The sequence below is a fragment of the Bacillus sp. VA15 genome, assembly GCF_055721145.1.
In genome coordinates this window covers 148,592-170,495 of sequence record NZ_JBVQPQ010000004.1, presented here as the reverse complement: position 1 = coordinate 170,495, position 21,904 = coordinate 148,592, and the positions used below count along the sequence as shown (strand labels likewise).

At 46.1% G+C, this 21,904-nt stretch carries 19 protein-coding genes and 1 riboswitch; of the genes, 10 read left to right on the top strand and 9 right to left on the bottom strand.

All coding sequences use genetic code 11. From position 1 onward, the window contains the following. Positions 1 to 35: 35 nt before the first annotated feature. Genes yxjL through AC0DBE_RS12610 form a run of 3 tightly spaced genes read right to left on the bottom strand, consistent with a single transcriptional unit; the run spans position 36 to position 2,390 of the window. On the bottom strand, positions 36 to 692 hold the full coding sequence (gene yxjL, locus AC0DBE_RS12620) for a two-component system response regulator YxJL (RefSeq protein WP_072565504.1): 657 nt from the start codon (positions 690 to 692) through the stop codon (positions 36 to 38). Continuing rightward, the gene (locus AC0DBE_RS12615; protein WP_079287593.1) at positions 679 to 1,899 is read right to left on the bottom strand and encodes a sensor histidine kinase; all 1,221 of its coding nucleotides are present in this window, start codon (positions 1,897 to 1,899) and stop codon (positions 679 to 681) included. The genes yxjL and AC0DBE_RS12615 overlap by 14 nt, the downstream gene beginning before the upstream one ends. 17 nt (positions 1,900 to 1,916) lie before the next feature. Beyond that, positions 1,917 to 2,390, bottom strand: coding sequence for a DUF1453 family protein (locus tag AC0DBE_RS12610; RefSeq protein ID WP_090556898.1), 474 nt, complete (start codon positions 2,388 to 2,390; stop codon positions 1,917 to 1,919). Between the two features lie 262 nt (positions 2,391 to 2,652). Between AC0DBE_RS12610 and galE the strand changes: the two genes are divergently transcribed. Then, positions 2,653 to 3,675 carry a UDP-glucose 4-epimerase GalE gene (gene galE, locus AC0DBE_RS12605; protein ID WP_061186590.1) on the top strand — a complete coding sequence of 341 codons (1,023 nt, stop codon included), beginning with the start codon at positions 2,653 to 2,655 and terminating at the stop codon, positions 3,673 to 3,675. A gap of 35 nt (positions 3,676 to 3,710) precedes the next feature. Here galE and AC0DBE_RS12600 read toward each other — a convergent pair whose 3' ends face one another. Beyond that, complete coding sequence (locus AC0DBE_RS12600) at positions 3,711 to 4,640, bottom strand: zinc ribbon domain-containing protein (protein WP_061186589.1); 930 nt, start codon at positions 4,638 to 4,640, stop codon at positions 3,711 to 3,713. 277 nt (positions 4,641 to 4,917) lie between these two features. Beyond that, positions 4,918 to 5,020: riboswitch (guanidine-I (ykkC/yxkD leader) on the top strand. A gap of 69 nt (positions 5,021 to 5,089) precedes the next feature. Here AC0DBE_RS12600 and AC0DBE_RS12595 point away from each other — a divergent pair. Then, the gene (locus AC0DBE_RS12595; RefSeq protein WP_072565500.1) at positions 5,090 to 5,926 is read left to right on the top strand and encodes a YitT family protein; all 837 of its coding nucleotides are present in this window, start codon (positions 5,090 to 5,092) and stop codon (positions 5,924 to 5,926) included. A 40-nt stretch (positions 5,927 to 5,966) separates the two neighbouring features. Here the strand turns inward: AC0DBE_RS12595 and AC0DBE_RS12590 are convergent, their stop codons facing one another. Beyond that, on the bottom strand, positions 5,967 to 7,424 hold the full coding sequence (locus tag AC0DBE_RS12590; RefSeq protein ID WP_472962367.1) for an aldehyde dehydrogenase family protein: 1,458 nt from the start codon (positions 7,422 to 7,424) through the stop codon (positions 5,967 to 5,969). A gap of 185 nt (positions 7,425 to 7,609) precedes the next feature. Between AC0DBE_RS12590 and AC0DBE_RS12585 the strand changes: the two genes are divergently transcribed. From AC0DBE_RS12585 to AC0DBE_RS12575, 3 genes are all read left to right on the top strand, one after another. After that, a complete protein-coding gene (locus AC0DBE_RS12585; protein ID WP_061186586.1) occupies positions 7,610 to 8,503 on the top strand; it encodes a PucR family transcriptional regulator in 894 nt (297 codons plus the stop codon). A gap of 119 nt (positions 8,504 to 8,622) precedes the next feature. Beyond that, complete coding sequence (gene msmX / locus AC0DBE_RS12580; protein ID WP_014115682.1) at positions 8,623 to 9,720, top strand: maltodextrin ABC transporter ATP-binding protein MsmX; 1,098 nt, start codon at positions 8,623 to 8,625, stop codon at positions 9,718 to 9,720. A 105-nt stretch (positions 9,721 to 9,825) separates the two neighbouring features. Next, positions 9,826 to 10,554 (top strand): ZIP family metal transporter, encoded by a 729-nt coding sequence (locus tag AC0DBE_RS12575; protein WP_072565499.1) that lies wholly within the window; start codon positions 9,826 to 9,828, stop codon positions 10,552 to 10,554. 59 nt (positions 10,555 to 10,613) lie between these two features. Here the strand turns inward: AC0DBE_RS12575 and AC0DBE_RS12570 are convergent, their stop codons facing one another. Continuing rightward, on the bottom strand, positions 10,614 to 10,979 hold the full coding sequence (locus AC0DBE_RS12570) for a hypothetical protein (RefSeq protein WP_014115680.1): 366 nt from the start codon (positions 10,977 to 10,979) through the stop codon (positions 10,614 to 10,616). 179 nt (positions 10,980 to 11,158) lie between these two features. Here AC0DBE_RS12570 and AC0DBE_RS12565 point away from each other — a divergent pair, with 179 nt between their 5' ends. Beyond that, on the top strand, positions 11,159 to 11,998 hold the full coding sequence (locus AC0DBE_RS12565) for a polysaccharide deacetylase family protein (RefSeq protein WP_041521103.1): 840 nt from the start codon (positions 11,159 to 11,161) through the stop codon (positions 11,996 to 11,998). Positions 11,999 to 12,011: 13 nt separating this feature from the next. On the opposite strand, the gene AC0DBE_RS12560 is transcribed toward AC0DBE_RS12565, so the two are convergent. The 3 genes from AC0DBE_RS12560 to cimH all read right to left on the bottom strand — a co-directional run bounded on the left by AC0DBE_RS12560 (position 12,012) and on the right by cimH (position 15,433). Beyond that, positions 12,012 to 12,212 carry a hypothetical protein gene (locus tag AC0DBE_RS12560; protein WP_061186585.1) on the bottom strand — a complete coding sequence of 67 codons (201 nt, stop codon included), beginning with the start codon at positions 12,210 to 12,212 and terminating at the stop codon, positions 12,012 to 12,014. Positions 12,213 to 12,269: 57 nt separating this feature from the next. Next, complete coding sequence (locus AC0DBE_RS12555) at positions 12,270 to 13,958, bottom strand: M56 family metallopeptidase (protein WP_472962364.1); 1,689 nt, start codon at positions 13,956 to 13,958, stop codon at positions 12,270 to 12,272. A 122-nt stretch (positions 13,959 to 14,080) separates the two neighbouring features. Further along, complete coding sequence (gene cimH, locus AC0DBE_RS12550) at positions 14,081 to 15,433, bottom strand: citrate/malate transporter CimH (protein ID WP_472962363.1); 1,353 nt, start codon at positions 15,431 to 15,433, stop codon at positions 14,081 to 14,083. 556 nt (positions 15,434 to 15,989) lie between these two features. Here cimH and cydA point away from each other — a divergent pair. Genes cydA through cydC form a run of 4 tightly spaced genes read left to right on the top strand, consistent with a single transcriptional unit; the run spans position 15,990 to position 21,823 of the window. Then, a complete protein-coding gene (gene cydA / locus AC0DBE_RS12545; RefSeq protein WP_014115674.1) occupies positions 15,990 to 17,396 on the top strand; it encodes a cytochrome ubiquinol oxidase subunit I in 1,407 nt (468 codons plus the stop codon). After that, on the top strand, positions 17,380 to 18,396 hold the full coding sequence (cydB, locus tag AC0DBE_RS12540) for a cytochrome d ubiquinol oxidase subunit II (protein ID WP_014115673.1): 1,017 nt from the start codon (positions 17,380 to 17,382) through the stop codon (positions 18,394 to 18,396). The genes cydA and cydB overlap by 17 nt, the downstream gene beginning before the upstream one ends. Beyond that, complete coding sequence (gene cydD, locus AC0DBE_RS12535; protein ID WP_472962360.1) at positions 18,396 to 20,099, top strand: thiol reductant ABC exporter subunit CydD; 1,704 nt, start codon at positions 18,396 to 18,398, stop codon at positions 20,097 to 20,099. Before cydB ends, cydD begins: the two co-directional genes overlap by 1 nt. Continuing rightward, positions 20,096 to 21,823: a thiol reductant ABC exporter subunit CydC gene (cydC, locus tag AC0DBE_RS12530; protein WP_472962358.1), complete on the top strand. Its 1,728-nt coding sequence runs from the start codon at positions 20,096 to 20,098 to the stop codon at positions 21,821 to 21,823. The genes cydD and cydC overlap by 4 nt, the downstream gene beginning before the upstream one ends. Positions 21,824 to 21,904: the final 81 nt, after the last annotated feature.

The window sequence follows — 21,904 nt, the reverse complement described above, 5'->3', positions numbered from 1 at the left end:
TTTGTCTTATTTTATCATGACGGGATGAGAGTTTTCTATTGCACAATACCGTTTCGAATAGCAAAAACGACTGCTTGTGTCCGGTCTTGGGCATTGCATTTTTGCAGAATGCGGTGCACGTGAGTTTTCACAGTGCTTTCGCTGACGAAAAGCTTTTCAGCAATGTCTTCATTTCTCAACCCATAGGCCATTTGCTGAAGAACTTCGAGCTCTCTTTTTGTAAACGGATCTGCCAGTTCTTCGGCTTGAGTTTGTTGCTTTGAGCGAAATGTCTCGCTGATAATTTTAGCAGCTGTGGCTGTACGGAAAATCGCTTCGCCTCTGGCCGCGGCGCGAATGGCGTCAATCAATTCTTCAGGAAGCGTATCTTTCAGCAGATAGCCGACTGCGCCCGCGCGAATGCCTTCAAATACATATTCCTCGGTATCAAAGGTAGTTAAAATGACAATCTTTGTATCTGGCAGTGCGGACATAATGTCTTTTGCCGCTTCGATACCTGAGCAATGTGGCATTTGGACATCCATCAGGATGACGTGGGGTTTTGTTTGCTTTGCCAGTGCAATAATGCCGTGCCCGTCGCCTGCCTCACCAGATACGGCCATATCCGGCTGTGCGTTGATGACATAGCGGAAGCCTTCACGCACAAGCGGCTGATCATCGGCAAGTGCGACGCGTATTTTATCTTTGTTCATCTTTTTGCTCCTTATTCGTTGTCGTGAGCGGCAATGCCAGCTCAATTTGCAGGCCGCTCGGCTGCACGGCGCTGAAAGAAAGGGAACCGCCTGCTTTTTCAGCGCGGTCTTTCATTCCTGTCAGCCCAAATCCGCAAGTAAGATTGCCGGTGAAATGTCCGTTGTCGGTGATTGTGACATAGAGGTGGGTCTCGTCGTTAGAAATGACGGCAGCCGCATGGGTAGCGTGAGCGTGACGGATGATATTGGTCAGCGCTTCTTGCAAGGTGCGGTAGATCGTTTCACTTACGTTTTGAGGCCAAGACTCTTCTGAAAGGCCGGCAGTGTCTAAAGAAACGTGCAAGCCGCTTCGTTCCTCCACTTGGTGGATAAGCCCCCGCAAAGCGGTAAGGCCAACCATCGATTCACTTCGGCCCATTTGGTGAACGACAGACCGTACTTCCTGAAGACATTCTCTGGCGACAGTCAGTACATTTTGAATGACTTTTTCTGAATCATCCTTGCTGCTTTTCAGGATATAGGGAAGAGATTGAAGCTGAACAATCACAGAAGTCAGCTCGTGGCCGATACTGTCATGAATGTCTCGGGCAATTCTTGTACGCTCCTCAAGGACCGCGTACCTTAAAGAAAGAACAGAAGCCTCCTGCAGCTCTGCATGTGCTTTCTGGAGTTCTTCGTGGGCTTGCTCCAGCTGCAAGTGCATTTTTGCCAATTCAGCATGATTTCGTTCAGCCTCTCTTCTCGCTTCTCGCCTGAAACGCATGGAGGAGAAGAAGACGTACAGTCCGATCATGATAGAGATGTTACTAATGATATCATCCAAGCTGCTGTCAAAAAGGGTGTATAGAAAGAAAACGTTGCCCCCAATTAGGCATATTGTAAAAATCAAGGACAGCCGTGCAGGAAGCTTTATGGCTGCGAAAACCATTAAAAATACGATTAAGAAAAAGGCGGCTCCCTGCTCTTGGCCGGAAATAGCCCAAAGGAAAACGGTCAGGAGCCAAAGCCCGATGAATATGCCCAAATTGACAGCAGCGGATGCCACAAAGGGAATGATCCAAATGAATGCTAGATACACCGCAAATACAAACGCTAACAAAATGGGGTCAGCTTTGGCTGGGTGAGATAAAAATTGTATGCAATTCAAAATGAGAATAAGGCTCGGCACAAGCTTCTTGTAGTGCCGAGCCGGAGATTGTTGGTTCATGCTGGTCCTTCTTTCAGTTATTGAATGGATACTTTGCCAGAGGCCAGCCGTCTGTATGCTTTGTAAAGCATGATGTTACGGGCTGTGATAGTGCCGAGGGGAATGAAGAACATAGAATGTATAATGGCAATAAAAATCTCGTTGCTCTCAGGCAGCCATGTTCTCGCAGCCATGCGCAAAGAAAGTATCACTAGAATGAGGATAACACTTCCAAGGGAGCCGCGTGAAGTGACCTTTCCGGTTTCCGGGTGAATCCGTACGTTTACCATCTTCCCAATGCCAAACCCGCAGGCCAGCCCGATCAGTAATAAAATGCCGCTGATCGCCACATGTAAAACAGAATGAAAATACACCGGCTGAAATGATGCTGATACACCCCATAAGAGCAGCAGCGGAATGATCAGCAATTTCGCGGGCTTTACCGTTCTTTCTCGATACATCGATAAAATAATAAGAATAAATACAATAAAAATGTAGGGGCTCATCGCCATGTCATCAAATCCTTTCAGCATTAAGCATAGCGAAAATTGGAAAAGAAAACGTCAACCGGCAGATTGATTTTTCAGCTGCCATACTTGTTTGCGCTGCATAAAGTCATGTAATATGGCGTGAAAATGCTGAAAACCTGTATCGGATAGCCCGCAAAAATATGAAAAAACCATTAATAAACTATTAAACTTCTTAAAAATGGATGTAGCCCGGTTCCAAACACTATATAATAATAGCAGGTCATTTTTTAGGAGGGTTTACATCATGGCAATACTTGTTACTGGCGGTGCCGGGTACATCGGAAGCCACACATGTGTTGAATTATTGAACAGCGGCTATGAGATTGTCGTTCTTGATAATTTGTCCAACAGTTCAGCTGAGGCACTGAACCGCGTCAAGGAGATTACGGGAAAAGATTTAACGTTCTATGAAGCGGATCTATTGGATCGGGAAGCGGTAGATTCGGTTTTTGCAGAAAACGAGATTGAAGCTGTGATTCATTTTGCGGGGTTAAAAGCAGTCGGTGAGTCTGTTGCGATTCCGCTCAAATATTATCATAATAATCTCACAGGAACGTTTATTTTATGTGAGGTCATGGAGAAATACGGCGTCAAAAAAATCGTATTCAGTTCTTCTGCGACGGTATACGGCGTTCCGGAAACGTCACCGATCACGGAGGACTTTCCATTAGGTGCGACTAACCCTTATGGGCAGACGAAACTCATGCTTGAACAAATATTGCGTGACTTGCATACGGCCGATAATGAGTGGAGCGTTGCCCTACTGCGCTACTTTAATCCATTCGGCGCGCATCCAAGCGGACGGATCGGTGAAGACCCGAATGGCATTCCGAATAACCTTATGCCATATGTGGCGCAAGTCGCCGTCGGCAAGCTGGAACAGTTAAGCGTATTCGGCAATGACTATCCGACAAAAGACGGGACAGGCGTACGCGATTATATTCACGTTGTTGATCTCGCAGAAGGCCACGTCAAGGCGCTGGAAAAAGTATTGAACTCCACAGGAGCAGATGCATACAACCTCGGAACAGGCACAGGCTACAGCGTGCTTGAAATGGTCAAAGCCTTTGAAAAAGTGTCAGGGAAAGAGGTTCCGTACCGTTTTGCGGACCGCCGCCCGGGAGACATCGCCACATGCTTTGCAGATCCTGCAAAAGCCAAGCGGGAACTAGGCTGGGAAGCAAAACGAGGCCTCGAGGAAATGTGTGCTGATTCCTGGAGATGGCAGTCTTCTAATGTGAATGGGTATAAGAGTGTAAAATTATAAACAAAAGGGCTGGTGGTTTTCCCCAGCCCTTCTTTCTATTGATCTAAGTTCACTTCAAATGTAAATGGATTGATTGTTATATCGTAGTTTTCGGAAGATCCTTCTAAAATAATTTTTGCTGTTTTGCTTTCGATTTTAGGGAAAACAATAACCCCTTCAGTGTTAACTCCTGGTAAGATTTCACTTTGGATTTTAGGATAACTTGATAGGTCGTCTTTACGCTCAAGCTGTTTATTATCAGCGATGATTTTGGCATTGAAGTCATAAAAATTGATTTCATCTTGTGATTTGTTTTCTATCTTTACATATAGGCGAGTTTCTTTTTCAGCAAGTTCAACTTTTTGAAGCGTGAGTGCAAATCCGTGCTGGTTCTGTGTTTTATCCACGTTAATTGTTTTTTGAGCTGGGGCAAAAGCTGTTGCATAGTCGCTTTTTTCAATAGAATCGGCAATGATTCTCGGCGCTGAAACAGATCCGCCCAATGCGTTTTCACCATCATATTTGTCTTTCACCGTACCGACTACATGAATAATATCGTCATCTTTAATATCTAAATCAGAGTCGTCGCTCATAATAAGTGTATTCTTGCTTAACTTTTCTGGATTATTATAGCCCTGAAGATATGTACCATCATCGTCTTGTTCAACGTCAAAAACTTTTACATACAGATCAACTTTATAATTTTTAAATTGATTGGCATTGGTATATAGTTTTTCTATATCAGCCTTTTGTACTGTTTTTGTCGACTTTTTAGAGTCGGAGCTGGTTGTTGCTGTAGAAGCTTGAGAATCTCCGCTGTTTCCGATGTTCGCAATAATGATAATGACGACTATCGCTAGAATAAACGTAATGATTTTATGTCTCATAAAAAAGTTACGTTGGTCTTTACCGCAATTCGGGCATTTTTTAACACCTTTTGCAATCTCTTGACCGCAAGTTTTACAGTGTTGCATCTTTCCTGACATTATATTTCCTCCTATGTAATTAAATGTTTGAAATATATGTTCTATTTTGCCTATATATTTTCGCGTAGTCAATGATAAATTGATACTAATATTTAATTTATATTTTCTTTTAAAAGGTACTTTGTATCATATCGGTCAAATCTTTCATTTATTAACAGCTGATGCTCTTTTTTTGTTTCTCTTTATTTACTGATTAAATCTCCGCAAATACCTCTTGAACCAATTCAAACCGTCCCTTATAATGCTAATATTGGAAAGTAAAAATGATATGATAAAAACAGTGGTTTTCTAGGGTTCCGCAATGCAAATTGGACTGTGACCGAGAGAAAACACATAGCAGCCCGGCTGTTATGACACGGTGGGATAAAAGCCCAGGAGTTTCTGCTCTTTTGCGAGAGCGTACTCCTGGGTTTTTTTGTTGATACTATTTGGAGAAGGAGTGTTTTGTGATGAAAAAGAAAATGCTTGATGTGCTGATGCTTGTGATTGGCGCTTTTTTCTTTGCGCTTGCAGTGAATTTGTTTGCGATTCCCAATGACCTTGGGGAAGGCGGGGTCACTGGGATTACGCTGATTTTGTATTATGTGTTTCAATGGTCTCCCGGGGTAACGAACTTTATCTTAAATGCATTTCTGCTTTTAATCGGCTACAAGTTTCTAGACGGTAAGACCACTGTCTATACAATCATTGCCGTAGCGGCGAATTCGCTTTTCCTCCACCTGACACACGGGTGGAGCACTCCGTCTGATGAATTGATCATTAATACGATTTTCGCGGGTGTATTTGCGGGAGTCGGTATTGGCATGATTATTCGTGTCGGCGGAACGACAGCCGGTTCTGCGATTCTGGCCAGAATTGCTAATAAATATTTAGACTGGAATATCAGCTACGCGCTCTTGTTTTTTGATTTAATCGTGGTATTTAGCTCTTATTTTATTATTGGTGCGGAAAAAATGATGTTTACGATCGTGATGCTGTATATCGGAACGAAGGTGATGGACTTCATTATTGAAGGCTTGAACACGAAAAAAGCGATTACCGTCATTTCAGAAAATAAGAGTGAGATTGCAGAGCAGGTAAATACCTTGATGGATCGGGGCGTGACGATTTTATCAGGGAAGGGAAACTATACGGGCCAGTCAAAAGAGATTTTGTATATCGTCATTAACAAACAGGAACTGTCCATGCTGAAGAAAATCATCAGAAGCTGTGACAAAAAAGCGTTTGTGATCGTTCATGACGTACGCGATGTGTTTGGCGAAGGCTTTGTTGATATATCTAAATAATGAAAATCCCTCTGCACTTGAAGCAGAGGGATTTGTTCGTTTAGAACGGATATTTGCGGTATTGTTTCTGGATTGATATCCATTTCGTCACAGTAAATTCCTCGACCACCCATGGATTTCCGAAGCGGCCGACACCGCTTGCTTTGTTTCCGCCAAAGGCGATATTTGGCGAGTCATTAACGGACTGGTCGTTGACATGGGTCATGCCGCTGTCAATTTGCAGGGCAAACGTTTCGCCTTTTTCTAAATCAGAAGTGAAAACCGCTGAGCTGAGGCCGTATTCGGTATCATTAGCCATGTCGATCGCTTCCTGATCACTGGAGGCTTTGATAATGGTGGCAATCGGGGCAAACAGCTCCGTTTGGGCAATTTTGCTGTTGTTGTCTGCACCTACAAAGACATAAGGTGTGAGCACGTTTCCGACGCGTTTTCCTTCAACCGCAAGCTCAATGCCGTCTGCCTTTGCCTGCTCAATGATCTCCAGCGCTTTTTCGATTTGGCGCTCGTTGATCAGCGGGCCGACAACGGTTTTCGGATCAGTTTGATCGCCGTACGGAAGCTGTTTGACACGTGAGGTGAATTTTTCAACAAACGCATCGTACACATCTTGATGAACGATGATTCTGTTGATAATCATGCAGATTTGTCCCTGGTGAATAAATTTCCCGAAAATCGCGGCGTCTACAGCACGATCGACATCCGCGTCTGAAAGGACGGCAAAGGGGTTGTTGCCGCCGAGCTCAAGGGCCATTCGCTTAAAGTCACGCCCGGCGATTTCACCAATATGGCGCCCGACTGCGGTTGATCCCGTAAAGCTGATTAATTTCGGAATTGGATTGGTCAGCATGCCGTCCCCGATTTCCTTTAGGTCCGTCAACATGACGTTGAGGACACCCGCAGGAAGACCGGCGTGTTCAAATGCTTTTGCAATGATGGTTCCGCCGGAAAGAGCGGTTTGAATATCAGGCTTGTGAACAACACTGTTTCCCAGCGCAATAGCAGGTGCAATCGTTCTCATTGATAAGTTCATCGGAAAATTAAATGGAGAAATCGATGAAATAACACCGAGCGGAAGGCGGTAAATCTTATTGATTTTCCCTTCAATGTCGGATGGAACCTCTTTGACGCCGCCTAATTCTCCGGTATATGTCATGGCTTCATCTAAAATCGCAATTGTTTGTTCAAGCTCGATCGTTGCTTTAATGATGGTTCCGCCGGTTTCGCGGGAGATCATCATGATGATGTCATCACGGTTTTCCTGTAGGTAGTCGCGTGCTTTTTGCAGGACTGCTTTTCGTTCTTCTGCTGTGCTCTTGGCCCACTCTTTTTGCGCCTGCTGTGCAATGTCAAATGCATCCTCCAGTTGTTTGTTTGTTGCCAAAGATGCTGTTGTCATCACAGACTGGTCATACGGATTCAAAATGTCCTCCGTACGTCCGCTTTCCCCTTCTGTCCATTTTCCGTTGATAAAACTTTTGTTTAACGCTTCTAAACCCATTAATGATCGTCCTCCTTTGGTCGTGCATATCCTCTTCTATTTCCGCTGAAGCCAATATGTAAACGAACGAGGTTTCCCTTTCAGTTTCCCGTCTATCTATGCCGGATATACTCTTTTTTATTGGAGAACATGTGCATTTCGCCTTATACTGAATATACAGATCCTTACATGAGAGAGGAGACCCTATGAAATCGCTGCTGGCTATTTATCCCGGTTCGATTGTGTCTGAGGAGCTTTGCGTAAAGGAAGGCTGTCTATGTTTTTTTGATGAGAACAGTCAGAGATATATCACCATTCCGAAAACGGAGATTAGCGAAAAAGAGACGTTGCTGCTGCGGTCATTTTTGACACCTGCAGATGAGGCCAATCAAATGTCTTTGAAGTCGCCGGAGGAGAACAAGTGGTTTGCGTTTCTTTTTTCGAGAGGGGAAGTGCCGGCGAGCATAAAGAAGCGAACGAGATTTGTTCATTTTCATTTGCTCGGTAAAATAGAGCGTGCGTCTTTTGCGGAAGCGGTTCGCCATTTCTGGCCGGTGCCTTTTGTGATTGTGTGGATGCATGAAGACAGAGGCGTGATTGTCGAGCAGGAAAGTGAAGCGGCGGCGGGGAAGGACGAACTGGAATCACTCGCCAAGGTTCTTGAAAGTGATTTCTACTTCAGTGTCCGTTTTTACGCCGGGAGATTTTACGAGCCCGATGAGAGTCTGCGAACACATTATGCCCGTGAACAGACGTATTTCCTCTTTGCTGAAAAACGGCTGCCTCAGATGCAGAGTGTGACCTTTGAGATGATCTTTCCTTTTTTATTATTAGAAGCAGAAAAAGAAAAGCTTGAAACGCTGCTCTCTGAAGAAGCTGAGCTTTTATTCGGAGATGAATCTGAGCTGAGGAAGACAATCAAGCTCTTTATTGAAAACAACTCAAACGTGACGTTAACGGCGAAAACGCTGCATCTGCACCGCAACAGCCTGCAATATCGAATTGATAAATTTATTGAGCGGTCAGGGATAGACATTAAAACGTATAAAGGCGCGCTGCTCGCCTATTTTATCTGCCTGCAAAGCGAAGTTTCAGAATAAATTGGAAATATGCACGAAAAATGGTTGCTGATTTTATGAACGCTGCCCATTTTAGCGATAGGGAAATGCTGTTACACTCAATTTAGGAAAGCGTTTACAATGACAAAGGGGGAAATTACATGGCTGAATTGCGGATGGAGCACATTTATAAATATTATGATCAGAAGGAAGCGGCTGTTGATGACTTTAACCTTCATATTGACGATAAGGAATTTATCGTATTCGTAGGCCCGTCTGGCTGCGGGAAATCAACGACGCTGCGGATGGTCGCAGGGCTTGAGGAAATTTCGAAAGGCGATTTTTATATTGAGGGAAAACGTGTAAATGATGTAGCGCCAAAGGACAGGGATATCGCGATGGTATTTCAAAACTACGCGCTCTATCCGCATATGACTGTCTACGATAATATTGCATTCGGGCTGAAGCTTCGGAAAATGCCGAAGCCTGAAATCAAAAAAAGGGTAGAGGAAGCCGCTAAAATTCTCGGGCTGGAGGAATATTTGCACCGCAAACCGAAAGCGCTGTCAGGCGGGCAGAGACAGCGGGTCGCGCTTGGACGGGCAATCGTGCGGGATGCAAAGGTGTTCCTGATGGATGAGCCTTTGTCAAACCTAGACGCGAAGCTGAGGGTGCAAATGCGGGCGGAAATCATTAAGCTCCACCAGAGACTGCAAACCACAACAATTTACGTGACGCATGACCAGACAGAAGCGCTGACGATGGCGACACGGATCGTGGTCATGAAAGACGGAAAAATCCAGCAGATCGGGACGCCGAAGGACGTATACGAATTCCCTGAAAACGTCTTTGTCGGCGGTTTTATCGGCTCACCGGCGATGAATTTTTTCAAAGGAAAGCTGACGGACGGTCTCATCAAAATTGGTTCTGCGGCATTAACCGTGCCGGAAGGAAAAATGAAGGTGCTGCGTGAAAAGGGCTACATCGGCAAAGAGGTCATCTTCGGCATCCGTCCTGAGGATATTCATGATGAATTGATTGTCGTGGAGTCATATAAGAATTCTTCGATTAAAGCGAAAATCAATGTCGCAGAGCTGCTCGGTTCTGAAATCATGATTTATTCGCAGATTGATAATCAAGACTTTATTGCGCGGATCGACGCCCGTCTCGATATTCAATCAGGTGATGAGCTGACGGTTGCGTTTGATATGAATAAAGGCCATTTCTTTGACAGTGAGACAGAAGTGAGAATTCGTTAAGCACAAAAGCCGGACATGGAGACATGTCCGGTTTTTTTGTGTTCTTTTTAAGGTTTACAGAAAAAAACGCAGCGGGTAGTGGTTGGTAAGGAAGGGGAGATAGAGATGTGGCATGCGGCAATGTGGGGCGGGATCTCAGGCTCTGCTGTATTGCTGGGCGCGCTGGCGTCCATGTTTTTTTCGATTCGCAAACAGATCATCGGCTATATTATGGCTTTTGGCACAGGGGTATTAATTGGCGCGGCTGCTTACGAACTTCTCGGGGATGCAGTGTCAGAAGGCGGAATTGTAGCGACAGGCGCCGGATTTATTGCGGGAGCTGTCGTGTTTACGGTTTTTGATTATGCTGTTTCCAAAAGAGGCGCGTCGCAAAGAAAAAGATCGGGACAAGCAGCTGCCGGCGGCGGAGGAATAGCCATTTTTATCGGCACCATTATGGATGCTGTTCCGGAATCGATTATGGTTGGCGCAAGCCTTCTCGAAGAACAATCGGTCAGCTTCCTTTTGGTGATCGCCATTTTTATCAGCAACATACCTGAAGGGCTGTCCAGTACAGCAGGAATGAAAAACAGCGGATATTCGAGAACGAAAATTGTACTGCTTTGGGCTGCGGTACTCGTGATATCAATTCTCGCATCATGGTCAGGATACTTCCTTCTCGACGGTGCTTCAGAAGAAGTGATGTCAGCGATTGCAGCATTTGCAGGCGGGGGGATCATTGCGATGGTTGCTTCGACGATGATGCCTGAGGCGTACGACGACAGCGGTCCAATGACAGGTTTGATCGCTGCACTTGGCCTGTTAACCTCGCTGGTTTTGAATCAGTTTTCTTAAGTTATTTTTATTAAATGTATTGAAAAGAGAGTGGCTTATCCACTCTCTTTTTGTTCGCATTATCGATAAACTGAAACACTTAATTGTCCATAAAGTGAACCATTTTTAAAAACAGTAAGTTTTCCCTGACCAACACTTTGACCTGTTACGATCCCATAAGCATCTACAGTAAAAACAGCTTTGTTGTCACTGTGATATGAAAATCCTGACCCCAATAAATGGCTTGGTAGTGGTTTTGCATGACCCACCTGTATGTTAAAGTCGGCTAATTTCGCCTCAATAGGAGCGAGTGATGCAGGAGCAGTTTGACTTTCTGGAACCATTACAGAATTCTGAGTTGCCTCTTTAGCAGAAGCTTGACCTCCGATTGATAAAACAACAGCTGAAACAGAAAGTAAAGAAACAATCGTTTTCTTCATTTTCATATCAATTCCTCCTAATTCATTTTTTATTGCAAGTAAACTATTCGATTTACATAATTAATTACCCTTGTAAATATATGTAAACTATTTGTGAACTTTTGGAAGTGGTTTTTTTGTACTTGAAAAACCTACAAATCAACCGATGAAAAAGGAGGAAGAAATAGACAGAAAGCAGGGAACTGATGAAACGTTTTATCCTAAGCATTTTTCTTTTGGGAAGCTGCTTGGCTCTCGCGGCTTGCGCTGATAAAGAGGCGAACGCGGAGCAGCAGATGCCGAAAGCCGAACAAAAGAAACCGGAAGAAAAGACAGTACATGTTCAGAAAAAAGAAAACGATACATCCGCATGGATCAAAACAGAGAAACCGGCAAAGCTGCCGATTTTGATGTACCACAGCATTTCCTCTGGAAACAGCCTCCGTGTCCCGAAGGAAGAATTCGAAGCGCATATGAAGTGGCTGCACGAAAACGGCTATCAGACATTAACGCCGAAAGAGGCGCATCTCATGCTGACGCAGGATAAAAAGCCGAGTGAGAAATGCGTGCTGATTACGTTTGATGACGGATACACCGACAATTATCAAGACGCGTATCCAGTGCTAAAAAAGTACGGGATGAAGGCGACGATTTTTATGATCGGCAAATCGATCGGACATAAACACCATCTGACAGAGGACCAAATGAAAGAAATGGCGAAGCATGGCATATCCATTGAAAGCCATACGATTGACCACCTTGAGCTGAACGGGTTAACGCCTGAACAGCAGCACAGTGAGATGGCTGATTCGAAAAAGCTGTTTGACGGCATGTTTCATCAGCAAACCTCTATCATCAGCTATCCGGTAGGACGCTACAATGAGGAGACGCTGAAGGCTGCCAAAGAAACGGGCTATCAAATGGGCGTGACGACAGAACTGGGCGCGGCATCGAGAGACCAGGGAATGTACGCCCTCCATCGCGTGCGCGTGTCCCCGGGCATGTCAGGATCGGCTTTTGGCGCGTACATCGAATCAATGAAATAAAAAAAGGCGGCGCTCAATCGCCGCCCCCTCCGCCGCCACAGCCGGAATCGCTGAAACCTCCGTCACTGCCGCATCCATCATGGTGCGAGCCATGATCTGAGTAACCGAAAAAACCGCTGTCCGCATGCTGGCGGCTTTTGTTTTCCGACGGCTGCGGCTGAATGACTGAAAGAAAAACAATAATAGCTATAATCAATAAGATGATCACAATCACTTCTGATCACTCCCTTTTTTCACCATATCTGTTATACGGGTGAAACGCAGATCGGTTTCACTTCAAAGAGATCGATTCTTTCAGACGGTCTCTGAGCCAGCGTTTCAGTACCCCGTGTCCTTTGTTTGACAATAGAGTGCTAACACGCCAATACATAGGGGGATGAGGAGCGAACTGAAAATCAATCAATCTGAAAAGCCAGCTTTTATCGCGGGTGAGAGAGTCAATTTGAAGCTCGTCTTCATCTGCTTCGGAACTGTAGGCACTTTGTTTCTGTATGTCCTCATCCTGCCGAACCGCCAAGATCCTCAAAGCTTCGGCCATTTGTTTGTACCCGCCTTCCAGCAGTGATGCGCCAAGGTTGTCAGCGCGCACCTCCATCCATTGTGAACAAAAGGATTGATAGAGCTGAAACAGGATGATGATCGCCATGATGAAGACCCAAAGCACAATTTTGTGGGCCCCGGAATGGACGATATGCTGTTCAAATAAGAGGATGATCCCAACGACGGCTCCAAGATATAGAAAACGTAAAAACTGTGATGACAGAACATCACGTTTTTTAATGTGAATCGCCTCATGAGCCAGAATGCCTTCGATGACACGCAGCGGAAGGGTTAGTGTGGCACTTGTCAGAATGACCATCGACCTTCCGACATTCATGCCGACTGCCATTCCGTTGTAATCATCACTTTCCGTTTCGTATATGCGGACATGGGAAATGCCGGCCTTGCGGAAAATCTTGTCGGCCGCTGCCTGTACATGCGGATGATGACAAGGCTTGGCATCCATTGCCGCCCGCAAAACACGGTCTGACAGATACATGTTGAGTATCCAGTACAGCATCACGGCAACGGCCATGGCCCATGGAGAGGCATGTAATGCGTATAACGCGAGCACCAATAAGGCGTAAGCTGATACGCCCTTTACGCTGGCGGCAAAATATAGCTTCCCAAGCAGCCGCTTCAGATTTTTTCTATGATAAAACGGTAAAACAGAAATCACAGTGTCATCGTTGTTTTCCGATTCTGTGTATTCACGGAGGATCGCTTTCCATCTTTGCGGTTCCTTCACCGTCAGAAACAGCGTTTCACCGGGAAGAGACAGTTTGATGACTTGCTGAAAGCTTGTTGTCAGATCTAAACGGGACGAATACATCGCCAGAAGCGGATGAAGCTTTAAGAGATCAGCCGTTGATTCAAGCTGAATATCTTTCAAATCAGAAAGTGGGTATGTACGGGTTTCATAACGTGAGCTGATGTGCAATTTTTCTAAGGATGCTGAATACAAAACGTTCACGCTGAAAACATTCAATATTCGTTTCACCATTGCCCCTCCGCCGGAGATCATGCCGAAAAGGATCACATATTTGAGGGGGCTTGGGTCAGGTCCATAGATCAAAAAGATGACGGCGCCCGCAAACACAACGGCGGTCAGCGTGATGTCTGACAGGAGGCGTGTTTTGTTTCTGGCAAGCTCGATTTCCTGCCAGTCTCCCGAAGGTTTTGCCACACGTTCGGAGACAGTGAGATCCATTGCTGTCCAGTAGCAGTAGAACATTGTCGCGATCGAGACAATGCCGTCCATAAATGATTGATGAGAGAAGATATAAACAGCAGCGCCAACCCAAAGAACGATATCAATCCAGAAGTCTATGATTGGAATGAGTTTTGCTGTCAGGGCTGATATAAAATAAAGTCCCAGCCCGAGAATCATAAAGAGAAATAGATCTGTTCCCATAGGCATGCTAGAGTCCTTTCTATCTGGTATTTCCAACTATTACTATAGCATGTTGCGGGAACTTGCAAAAACACGGACATGCAAAAAAGCAAGCCCTTTCGTTTTACGAAGAACTTGCTTGCGGTGTATCAATAAAACTGGTGAAGCAGCAATAAGGTTAAGGACACTGTAATCGCTCCCCCGATTCGGGTAGACACCTGGGCGAATGGCATTAACTCAAGCCTTTCTGCGGCGCTTAAAATGGCGACGTCTCCGGTGCCGCCTTGTCCTGAGTGGCACGCATTGATAATGGCGGTCTCAATCGGATACATGTTCAGCCACTTTCCAGTGAAGAAGCCGACGGCCATCATGGTCACAACGACAGACAGGATCGTAATGATATTGCTGAGGTTAAAGGCAGCGATAAGCTTGTCCCACGGGGTCATGGACACCCCGATCGCAAAGAGCAGCGGGTAAGTCACAGCGGTTGAAAAGAAGCGGGACACCCCAAACGCGCCATTTTCAATTGAGGCAGGCGCCAATTTGAACAGCTTAATCAGAACAGCCAGTAACAGCATGGCAACGGGTGCCGGAAATCCAAAAAAGTCGTGAGCGAGCATGCCGACTAAATATAAAGAAACAGCAAGGATACCGCCTGAAGCAAATAAGGAAAGGTTGAACATTTGCTGTCCGCTTTGCGATTCCTCCAGCGCAGGGGACTCCTCTTCAGAGCGGTCCACTTTGCCGTTGCCTGTCCATTCCGGTTTTTTCTTTCCGATTCTGTTCAGCAATCCCGCTAGAATGATCGCGCACAGGCTGCCCAGCATGATAGACGGCAGAACAAGTGCAAACGCTTCCCCTTGAGACATGGGCATGATGTCAGAATAACCGATGGACAGCGGAATAGCGCCTTCTCCGACTCCCCCTGCCATGATCGGGATGACAATGTACAGCAATGTATGCTGAAATCCGAGCCCGAGCAAAGTGCCGACAGCCAGTCCGACAATAGCGGCTGCGACAGAACCGGCAATAAGCGGAATAAAGATTTTCATGAATGCTTTTATGAGTGTTTCTCTTTTCATGCCAAGGATGCTTCCGACGACAATCCCAGCGATAAATAAGTATAGAAAGTTTGAGTTTTCTGTAAATTCTGTGGTGGATTTGACGATATCATTAGGCAGCAGGTGATAGTAGACGACAGCGGACGGAATAAAAGTAGCTAGGATGGCCGGGCCGCCGATAGAACGAACAATCGGTACCGATTTGCCGATTTGGGCAAAGGTGAACCCGAAAAACGCCATGACGGCAATGGATGTCAAGATGTCACTTTTTACATCGTGATGCATAACAAAAACAGTGATTAATATAAACAGCAAGACATACACAGGAAGCGGTATGATGCCTACTTTTATATTCATGGCTTTCGCAAACCAATTCTCTTTTCGAACCCCTTCGTGAATTGTATCCGTTTGCAATTGCATTTGTGTTTGAAGCTCTTCCATTGAAAAACCTCCCCCTATTCTTGATGCAGTGAAATTGTTCACTACGTTAAGTATACTAAAAAATTGAAATTATTAATATATTAAAAATTTACTATTCGGCTTTTCGAATTTTCCCGGTTCAAATGGAAAGAGGCATTCTGACTAAAAACGGTCTATGACGGAGTGCCGAGAAACGGGTGTTGGTGCCGGACAAGCATTTTATTCGCAAGGAACGATGTGTTGATGTACGATAATAAAGGGTCATTTATCCTAGGAGGCCGTCATAAATCAGCAACAAAATAGACAATAATTCGTCACATAGTGTGGGGCTTTTTAGGTATTTTAGGCTTTATTTTTAAAATGAATCGTTGTAAAGTACTTAATATGAACCAGTCAGAGAATGTGTCATTTGGTCAGTCTGGCAATCTAGCATCATATTGAACGACTTATTGACACATTTGTGAAATATTGAACAATATTTTTTTCGTCTATTTTGTGAATTACTGATCAAAGTCTCGGTTCTATTTGTGAAGTAGTGAGCAAATTAACAGTTTTAACCGGAAATGGAGGAGAAAGCATGAGTGAATTGGTATTAGCCCGCATACAATTTGCATCAACAACGTTGTTTCACTTCTTGTTTGTGCCGATGTCTATCGGGCTTGTGTTTATGGTTGCGTTGATGGAGACTCTTTATCTTGTGAAGAAAAATGAGCTGTACCTCAAAATGGCAAAGTTTTGGGGGCACTTATTCTTAATAAATTTCGCAGTCGGTGTTGTAACGGGGATTTTGCAAGAATTCCAGTTTGGGTTGAACTGGTCTGATTACTCCCGTTTTGTCGGAGATGTATTTGGCGCTCCGCTTGCGATTGAAGCATTATTGGCGTTTTTCATGGAATCTATCTTTATCGGATTATGGATTTTCGGCTGGGACCGCCTGCCGAAAAAAATTCACGCTCTCTGCATTTGGCTCGTGTCATTCGGAACGATTATGTCATCTTTCTGGATTTTAACAGCGAACTCCTTTATGCAGGAGCCGGTCGGCTTTACGATCAAAAACGGCCGCGCGGAAATGAACGACTTTGCCGCGCTGATTACAAATCCTCAGCTTTGGGTTGAATTCCCGCACGTCATTTTTGGTGCGCTTGCCACCGGGGCTTTCTTTATTGCTGGAGTGAGTGCTTTTAAACTATTGAAGAAAAAAGAAGTGCCGTTCTTTAAACAATCTTTTAAACTCGCAATGATCGTCGGCCTTTGTGCCGGTCTTGGCGTCGGCCTAAGCGGACACATGCAGGCTGAGCACTTGATGGAATCACAGCCGATGAAAATGGCTGCCAGTGAAGGACTTTGGGAAGACAGCGGCGACCCTGCTGCTTGGACGGCTTTTGCTACGATTGATACAAAAAATGAAAAAAGCTCAAACGAAATCAAAGTTCCTTATGCATTGAGCTACTTGGCTTATCAGAAATTCAGCGGAAGTGTCAAAGGGATGAAAACACTTCAGGCTGAGTACGAAAAAATATACGGAAAAGGCGACTACATTCCGCCTGTCAAAACGACTTTCTGGAGCTTCCGCATCATGGTTGGCGCAGGTGTTGTCATGATTCTTGCTGCGTTAGGCGGCCTTTGGTTAAACCGGCGCAAAAAGCTTGAAAACAGCAAATGGTATTTGCGCATTATGATCGCATTGATTTCCTTCCCGTTTCTTGCGAACTCCGCGGGCTGGATTATGACAGAAATCGGGCGTCAGCCGTGGACGGTCATGGGCTTGATGACAACCGCTCAATCCGTGTCGCCTAACGTAACGGCGGGCTCCCTGTTATTCTCAATCATCGCATTCGGTGTGATGTACTTGATTCTTGGTGCACTGCTTGTCTTCTTGTTCATCCGTGAGATTAAAAAAGGTGCGGAGCATAGTGATCATCACGATGTTCCTGTAACAACAGATCCATTTAGTCAGGAGGTATACCATGGCATCTCTTCATGATCTTTGGTTTATACTCGTTGCTGTATTGTTTGTAGGATTTTTCTTTTTGGAAGGCTTTGATTTCGGGGTCGGCATGGCGACCCGTTTTCTTGGCCATAATGAGTTAGAACGCAGAGTGCTGATCAACACGATCGGGCCGTTTTGGGACGCGAATGAAGTATGGCTTTTGACTGGTGCAGGCGCCATTTTCGCGGCGTTTCCGAACTGGTATGCAACGATGCTGAGCGGTTATTACATTCCGTTTGTCATTGTGCTGCTTGCGTTAATGGGCCGCGGGGTTGCGTTTGAGTTTCGCGGCAAGGTTGATCATTTAAAATGGGTAAAGGTTTGGGACTGGGTCGTTTTCTTCGGCAGTCTGATTCCTCCATTTGTGCTTGGTGTGCTGTTCACGACATTATTCCGCGGGATGCCGATTGATGCCGATATGAACATTCACGCACATCTATCCGATTATATCAATGTATACTCTGTACTTGGCGGTGTGACTGTAACACTTCTTTGCTTCCAGCATGGATTAATGTTTATCACGCTGCGTACGATTGGTGATTTGCAAAATCGCGCCCGGAAAATGGCGCAAAAGATAATGGGTGTTGTTTTTGTAGCGGTTCTTGCCTTCGCGGCCCTTTCTGCCTATCAGACAGACATGTTTACTCGCCGCGGCGAGATTACCATTCCGCTCGTTGTTTTGATTGTCATCTGCTTTATGCTCGCGGCTGTATTTATCCGTAAGAAAAAAGACGGCTGGACATTTGGGATGACAGGCGCGGGGCTGGCGCTGACTGTAGGAATGATCTTTATTTCATTATTCCCTCGGGTGATGGTCAGCTCGCTTCAAAGCGCGTACGATTTAACAGTAGCTAACGCTTCTTCCGGTGATTATTCGCTTAAAGTCATGTCAATTGCAGCATTAACGCTATTGCCGTTTGTCATCGGCAGTCAGATCTGGAGCTATTATGTCTTCCGGAAGCGCGTCAGCCATAAGGAGCCTATGACTTATTAATGGGAAAAGACCTGTTTCGATATAAAGGAATGAAGCGGATTCTCACCGTGATTACTTGTTTAACGCTGATTCAGACAGCCGCTATTATTATGCAGGCAGAGTGGCTGAGTGAAGCCGTAACCGGACTGTTCAACGGGAAGAGCATTGCCTCCCTGTTTCCGGTGATCGGCTTTTTCCTCATCGCTTTTGCCGCCCGGCACGGGGTGACGGTGGCGCGCCAGAAAATCGTCTATCAATATGCCGCCCGGACGGGAGCAGATTTGAGAAAAAGTTTTCTTGATCAGCTGTTCCGATTAGGCCCCCGCTTTGCAAAGAAAGAGGGGACGGGGCAAATGGTGACGTTGGCGATGGAAGGCATCAGCCAGTTCCGCCGTTACCTTGAGCTGTTTTTGCCGAAAATGGTCAGCATGGCGATTGTGCCTGCGGCGGTTGTCATTTATGTGTTTTTTCAGGATCGCACATCAGCCGTCATTTTAGTTGCTGCTATGCCGATTCTGATCATCTTTATGGTTCTCCTCGGTCTTGTTGCACAGAGAAAAGCGGATCGTCAGTGGAAGTCCTATCAGAGACTTTCCAATCATTTTGTTGATTCTCTTCGCGGGCTGGAGACATTGCGTTTCTTAGGTTTGAGCAAGTCACACAGCAAAAATATTTTCTACGTTAGTGAGCGGTATCGGAAAGCAACGATGAGCACGCTTCGGGTGGCATTTTTATCTTCATTCGCCCTTGATTTTTTCACGATGCTGTCGGTGGCGACAGTCGCAGTGTTTCTGGGCCTGCGCCTCATTGACGGCGATATTTTGCTTGGCCCGGCTTTAACGGCGCTTATTCTCGCACCTGAATATTTTCTGCCGGTGCGGGAAGTGGGGAATGATTATCATGCAACGCTGAACGGACAGGAAGCAGGCAAAACCATTCAAGAGATTTTGTCGCAGCCTGGTTTTAAAGAAGAGGCGCCGCTTCAGCTTGAGGCTTGGTCCGATCAGGATGAGCTGAAGCTGTCAGGTGTGTCAGTCGGCCGGTCGGTGTCCGATATTGATCTGTCATTCAAAGGCAAGAAAAAAATCGGCATCATTGGTGCAAGCGGTGCGGGAAAATCAACTTTAATTGATATCCTCGGCGGTTTTTTGGAGCCGAATGGCGGTACGATAGAGGTCAATGGTTCAGAACGGTCCCACTTGCAGGACGGCAGCTGGCAGAAAAACCTCCTTTATATCCCGCAGCATCCGTACATTTTTGATGATACACTGGCGAACAACATTCGCTTCTATCATCCAAGCGCTTCGGCTGAGGATACTGCCCGCGCAGCTGCCGCGGCGGGACTGGCGGAGCTGGTGGACAACCTTCCGGACGGATTAGAGGGACGGATCGGGGAAGGCGGCCGGGCGCTCAGCGGCGGCCAAGCCCAGCGTGTCGCGTTGGCCCGCGCCTTCTTGGGAAACCGCCCGATCCTGCTGCTGGATGAGCCGACCGCCCATCTAGATATCGAAACAGAATATGAAATAAAAGAAACGATGTTGGATTTATTTGAGGATAAGCTCGTCTTTCTCGCGACTCACCGCCTTCACTGGATGCTCGATATGGATGAAATTATCGTGCTGGACGGGGGTAGGATTGCGGAAATCGGGACTCACGATGAATTGCTGGAGAAAAACGGTGTGTACACCAAACTCGTGGAGGCACAACTGGGGGAAAGAGCATGAAGAAAGAAGAATGGATTCTGCCGTATATCAAGCAAAATGCCCGCCTGTTCGTTCTGGTTATCTTTTTGGGCGCGGTGACAATTTTTTCTGCTGCTTTTCTCATGTTCACCTCAGGGTTTTTGATCTCTAAGGCGGCGACAAGACCGGAAAACATCCTGCTTATTTATGTGCCGATTGTCGCTGTGCGCACCTTTGGGATTGCACGGTCTGTGTCACGGTATGTGGAACGCCTCGTAGGCCATCACATCATTTTGAAAATCGTGTCCGACATGCGCGTCCGCCTCTACAACATGCTTGAGCCGGGTGCCTTGCTGCTGCGTTCCCGTTTTCGCACGGGGGATATGCTCGGCATTTTGTCTGAGGATATTGAGCATTTGCAGGATGCCTTCTTAAAAACAATTTTTCCTGCCATCTCGGCCTTGCTCCTGTATGCTGTTTCAGTGATTGCGCTCGGCTTCTTCTCTTGGCCGTTTGCCATATTGCTTGCGCTTTATTTGTTTGTTCTTGTTGTACTGTTTCCGGTTGTGTCTTTGCTCGTGACGAGAGCGAAGAATGCGAAGCTGAAAAGCAGACGGAATGTGCTGTACAGTCGTCTGACAGATGCTGTGATGGGTGTCAGCGACTGGATGTTCAGCGGACGCCGGCATGCGTTTATTGATTCCTATGAAAAAGAGGAACATGATTGGTTTGAGCTTGAACGGAAAAAACAACGCTTTACAAGATGGAGGGACTTTGCTGCGCAATGCCTTGTCGCCGGCCTAATTTTGTTGATGCTGTTTTGGACGGCGGGGCAGCATGCAGATGGCGAACTCGCCAAAACGATGATTGCGGCTTTTGTCCTTGTGGTGTTCCCGCTGACGGAAGCCTTTCTGCCGCTTTCAGATGCTTTGGGCGAAGTGCCTGGCTATCAGGATTCCATCAGACGCATGAACAAGGTGGCTCCTCAACCGGAGGCGTCACAAACAGAATCAGCGGCTGAAACGCTCGATCTCCATGATGTCACACTGTCATTTCGTGATGTGGCGTTTTCTTATGACAACAGCAGCCAAGTGCTGCACAACTTTTCCTTTACGTTGCGCCAAGGAGAAAAGATGGCGCTGCTCGGCCGGAGTGGGTCCGGGAAATCTACATCGCTCGCATTAATCGAGGGCGCTTTGAAACCGGGCTCAGGATCTGTGACGTTAAACGGTGTGGAGACATCGCTGTTAAAGGATCAGATTGCTGATGCGGTGGCCGTGTTAAACCAAAAACCGCACCTGTTCGATACAAGCATTCTGAACAACATCAGGCTTGGAAACGGAGAGGCAAGCGACGAGGATGTGCGCCGCGCCGCAAAACAGGTAAAGCTGCATGACTACATTGAGTCACTGCCTGACGGATATCATACTTCTGTTCAGGAAACCGGAATTAGGTTTTCCGGAGGAGAGCGCCAGCGGATCGCACTTGCGCGGATTTTGCTGCAGGATACGCCGATCATCATCCTTGATGAGCCAACGGTCGGACTCGATCCTATTACCGAACGTGAATTGATGGAAACGGTGTTTGAGGTGCTGAAAGGAAAAACGATTCTATGGATTACGCACCACCTCGCGGGAGTGGAAGCGGCCGATAAAATCGTGTTTCTCGAAAATGGCAAAACAGAAATGGAAGGAACGCATGAAGAACTGCTGGCGGCAAACGAACGATATCGCCGACTGTATCATCTCGACGTTCCTGTAAAATAGAAGACAGCCCCTAAGGCTGTCTTTTTTTGTTTGAAATAGAAAAGGTGCAGGAAAAATAGGAAGAGAAAGCAGAGGAGGGAT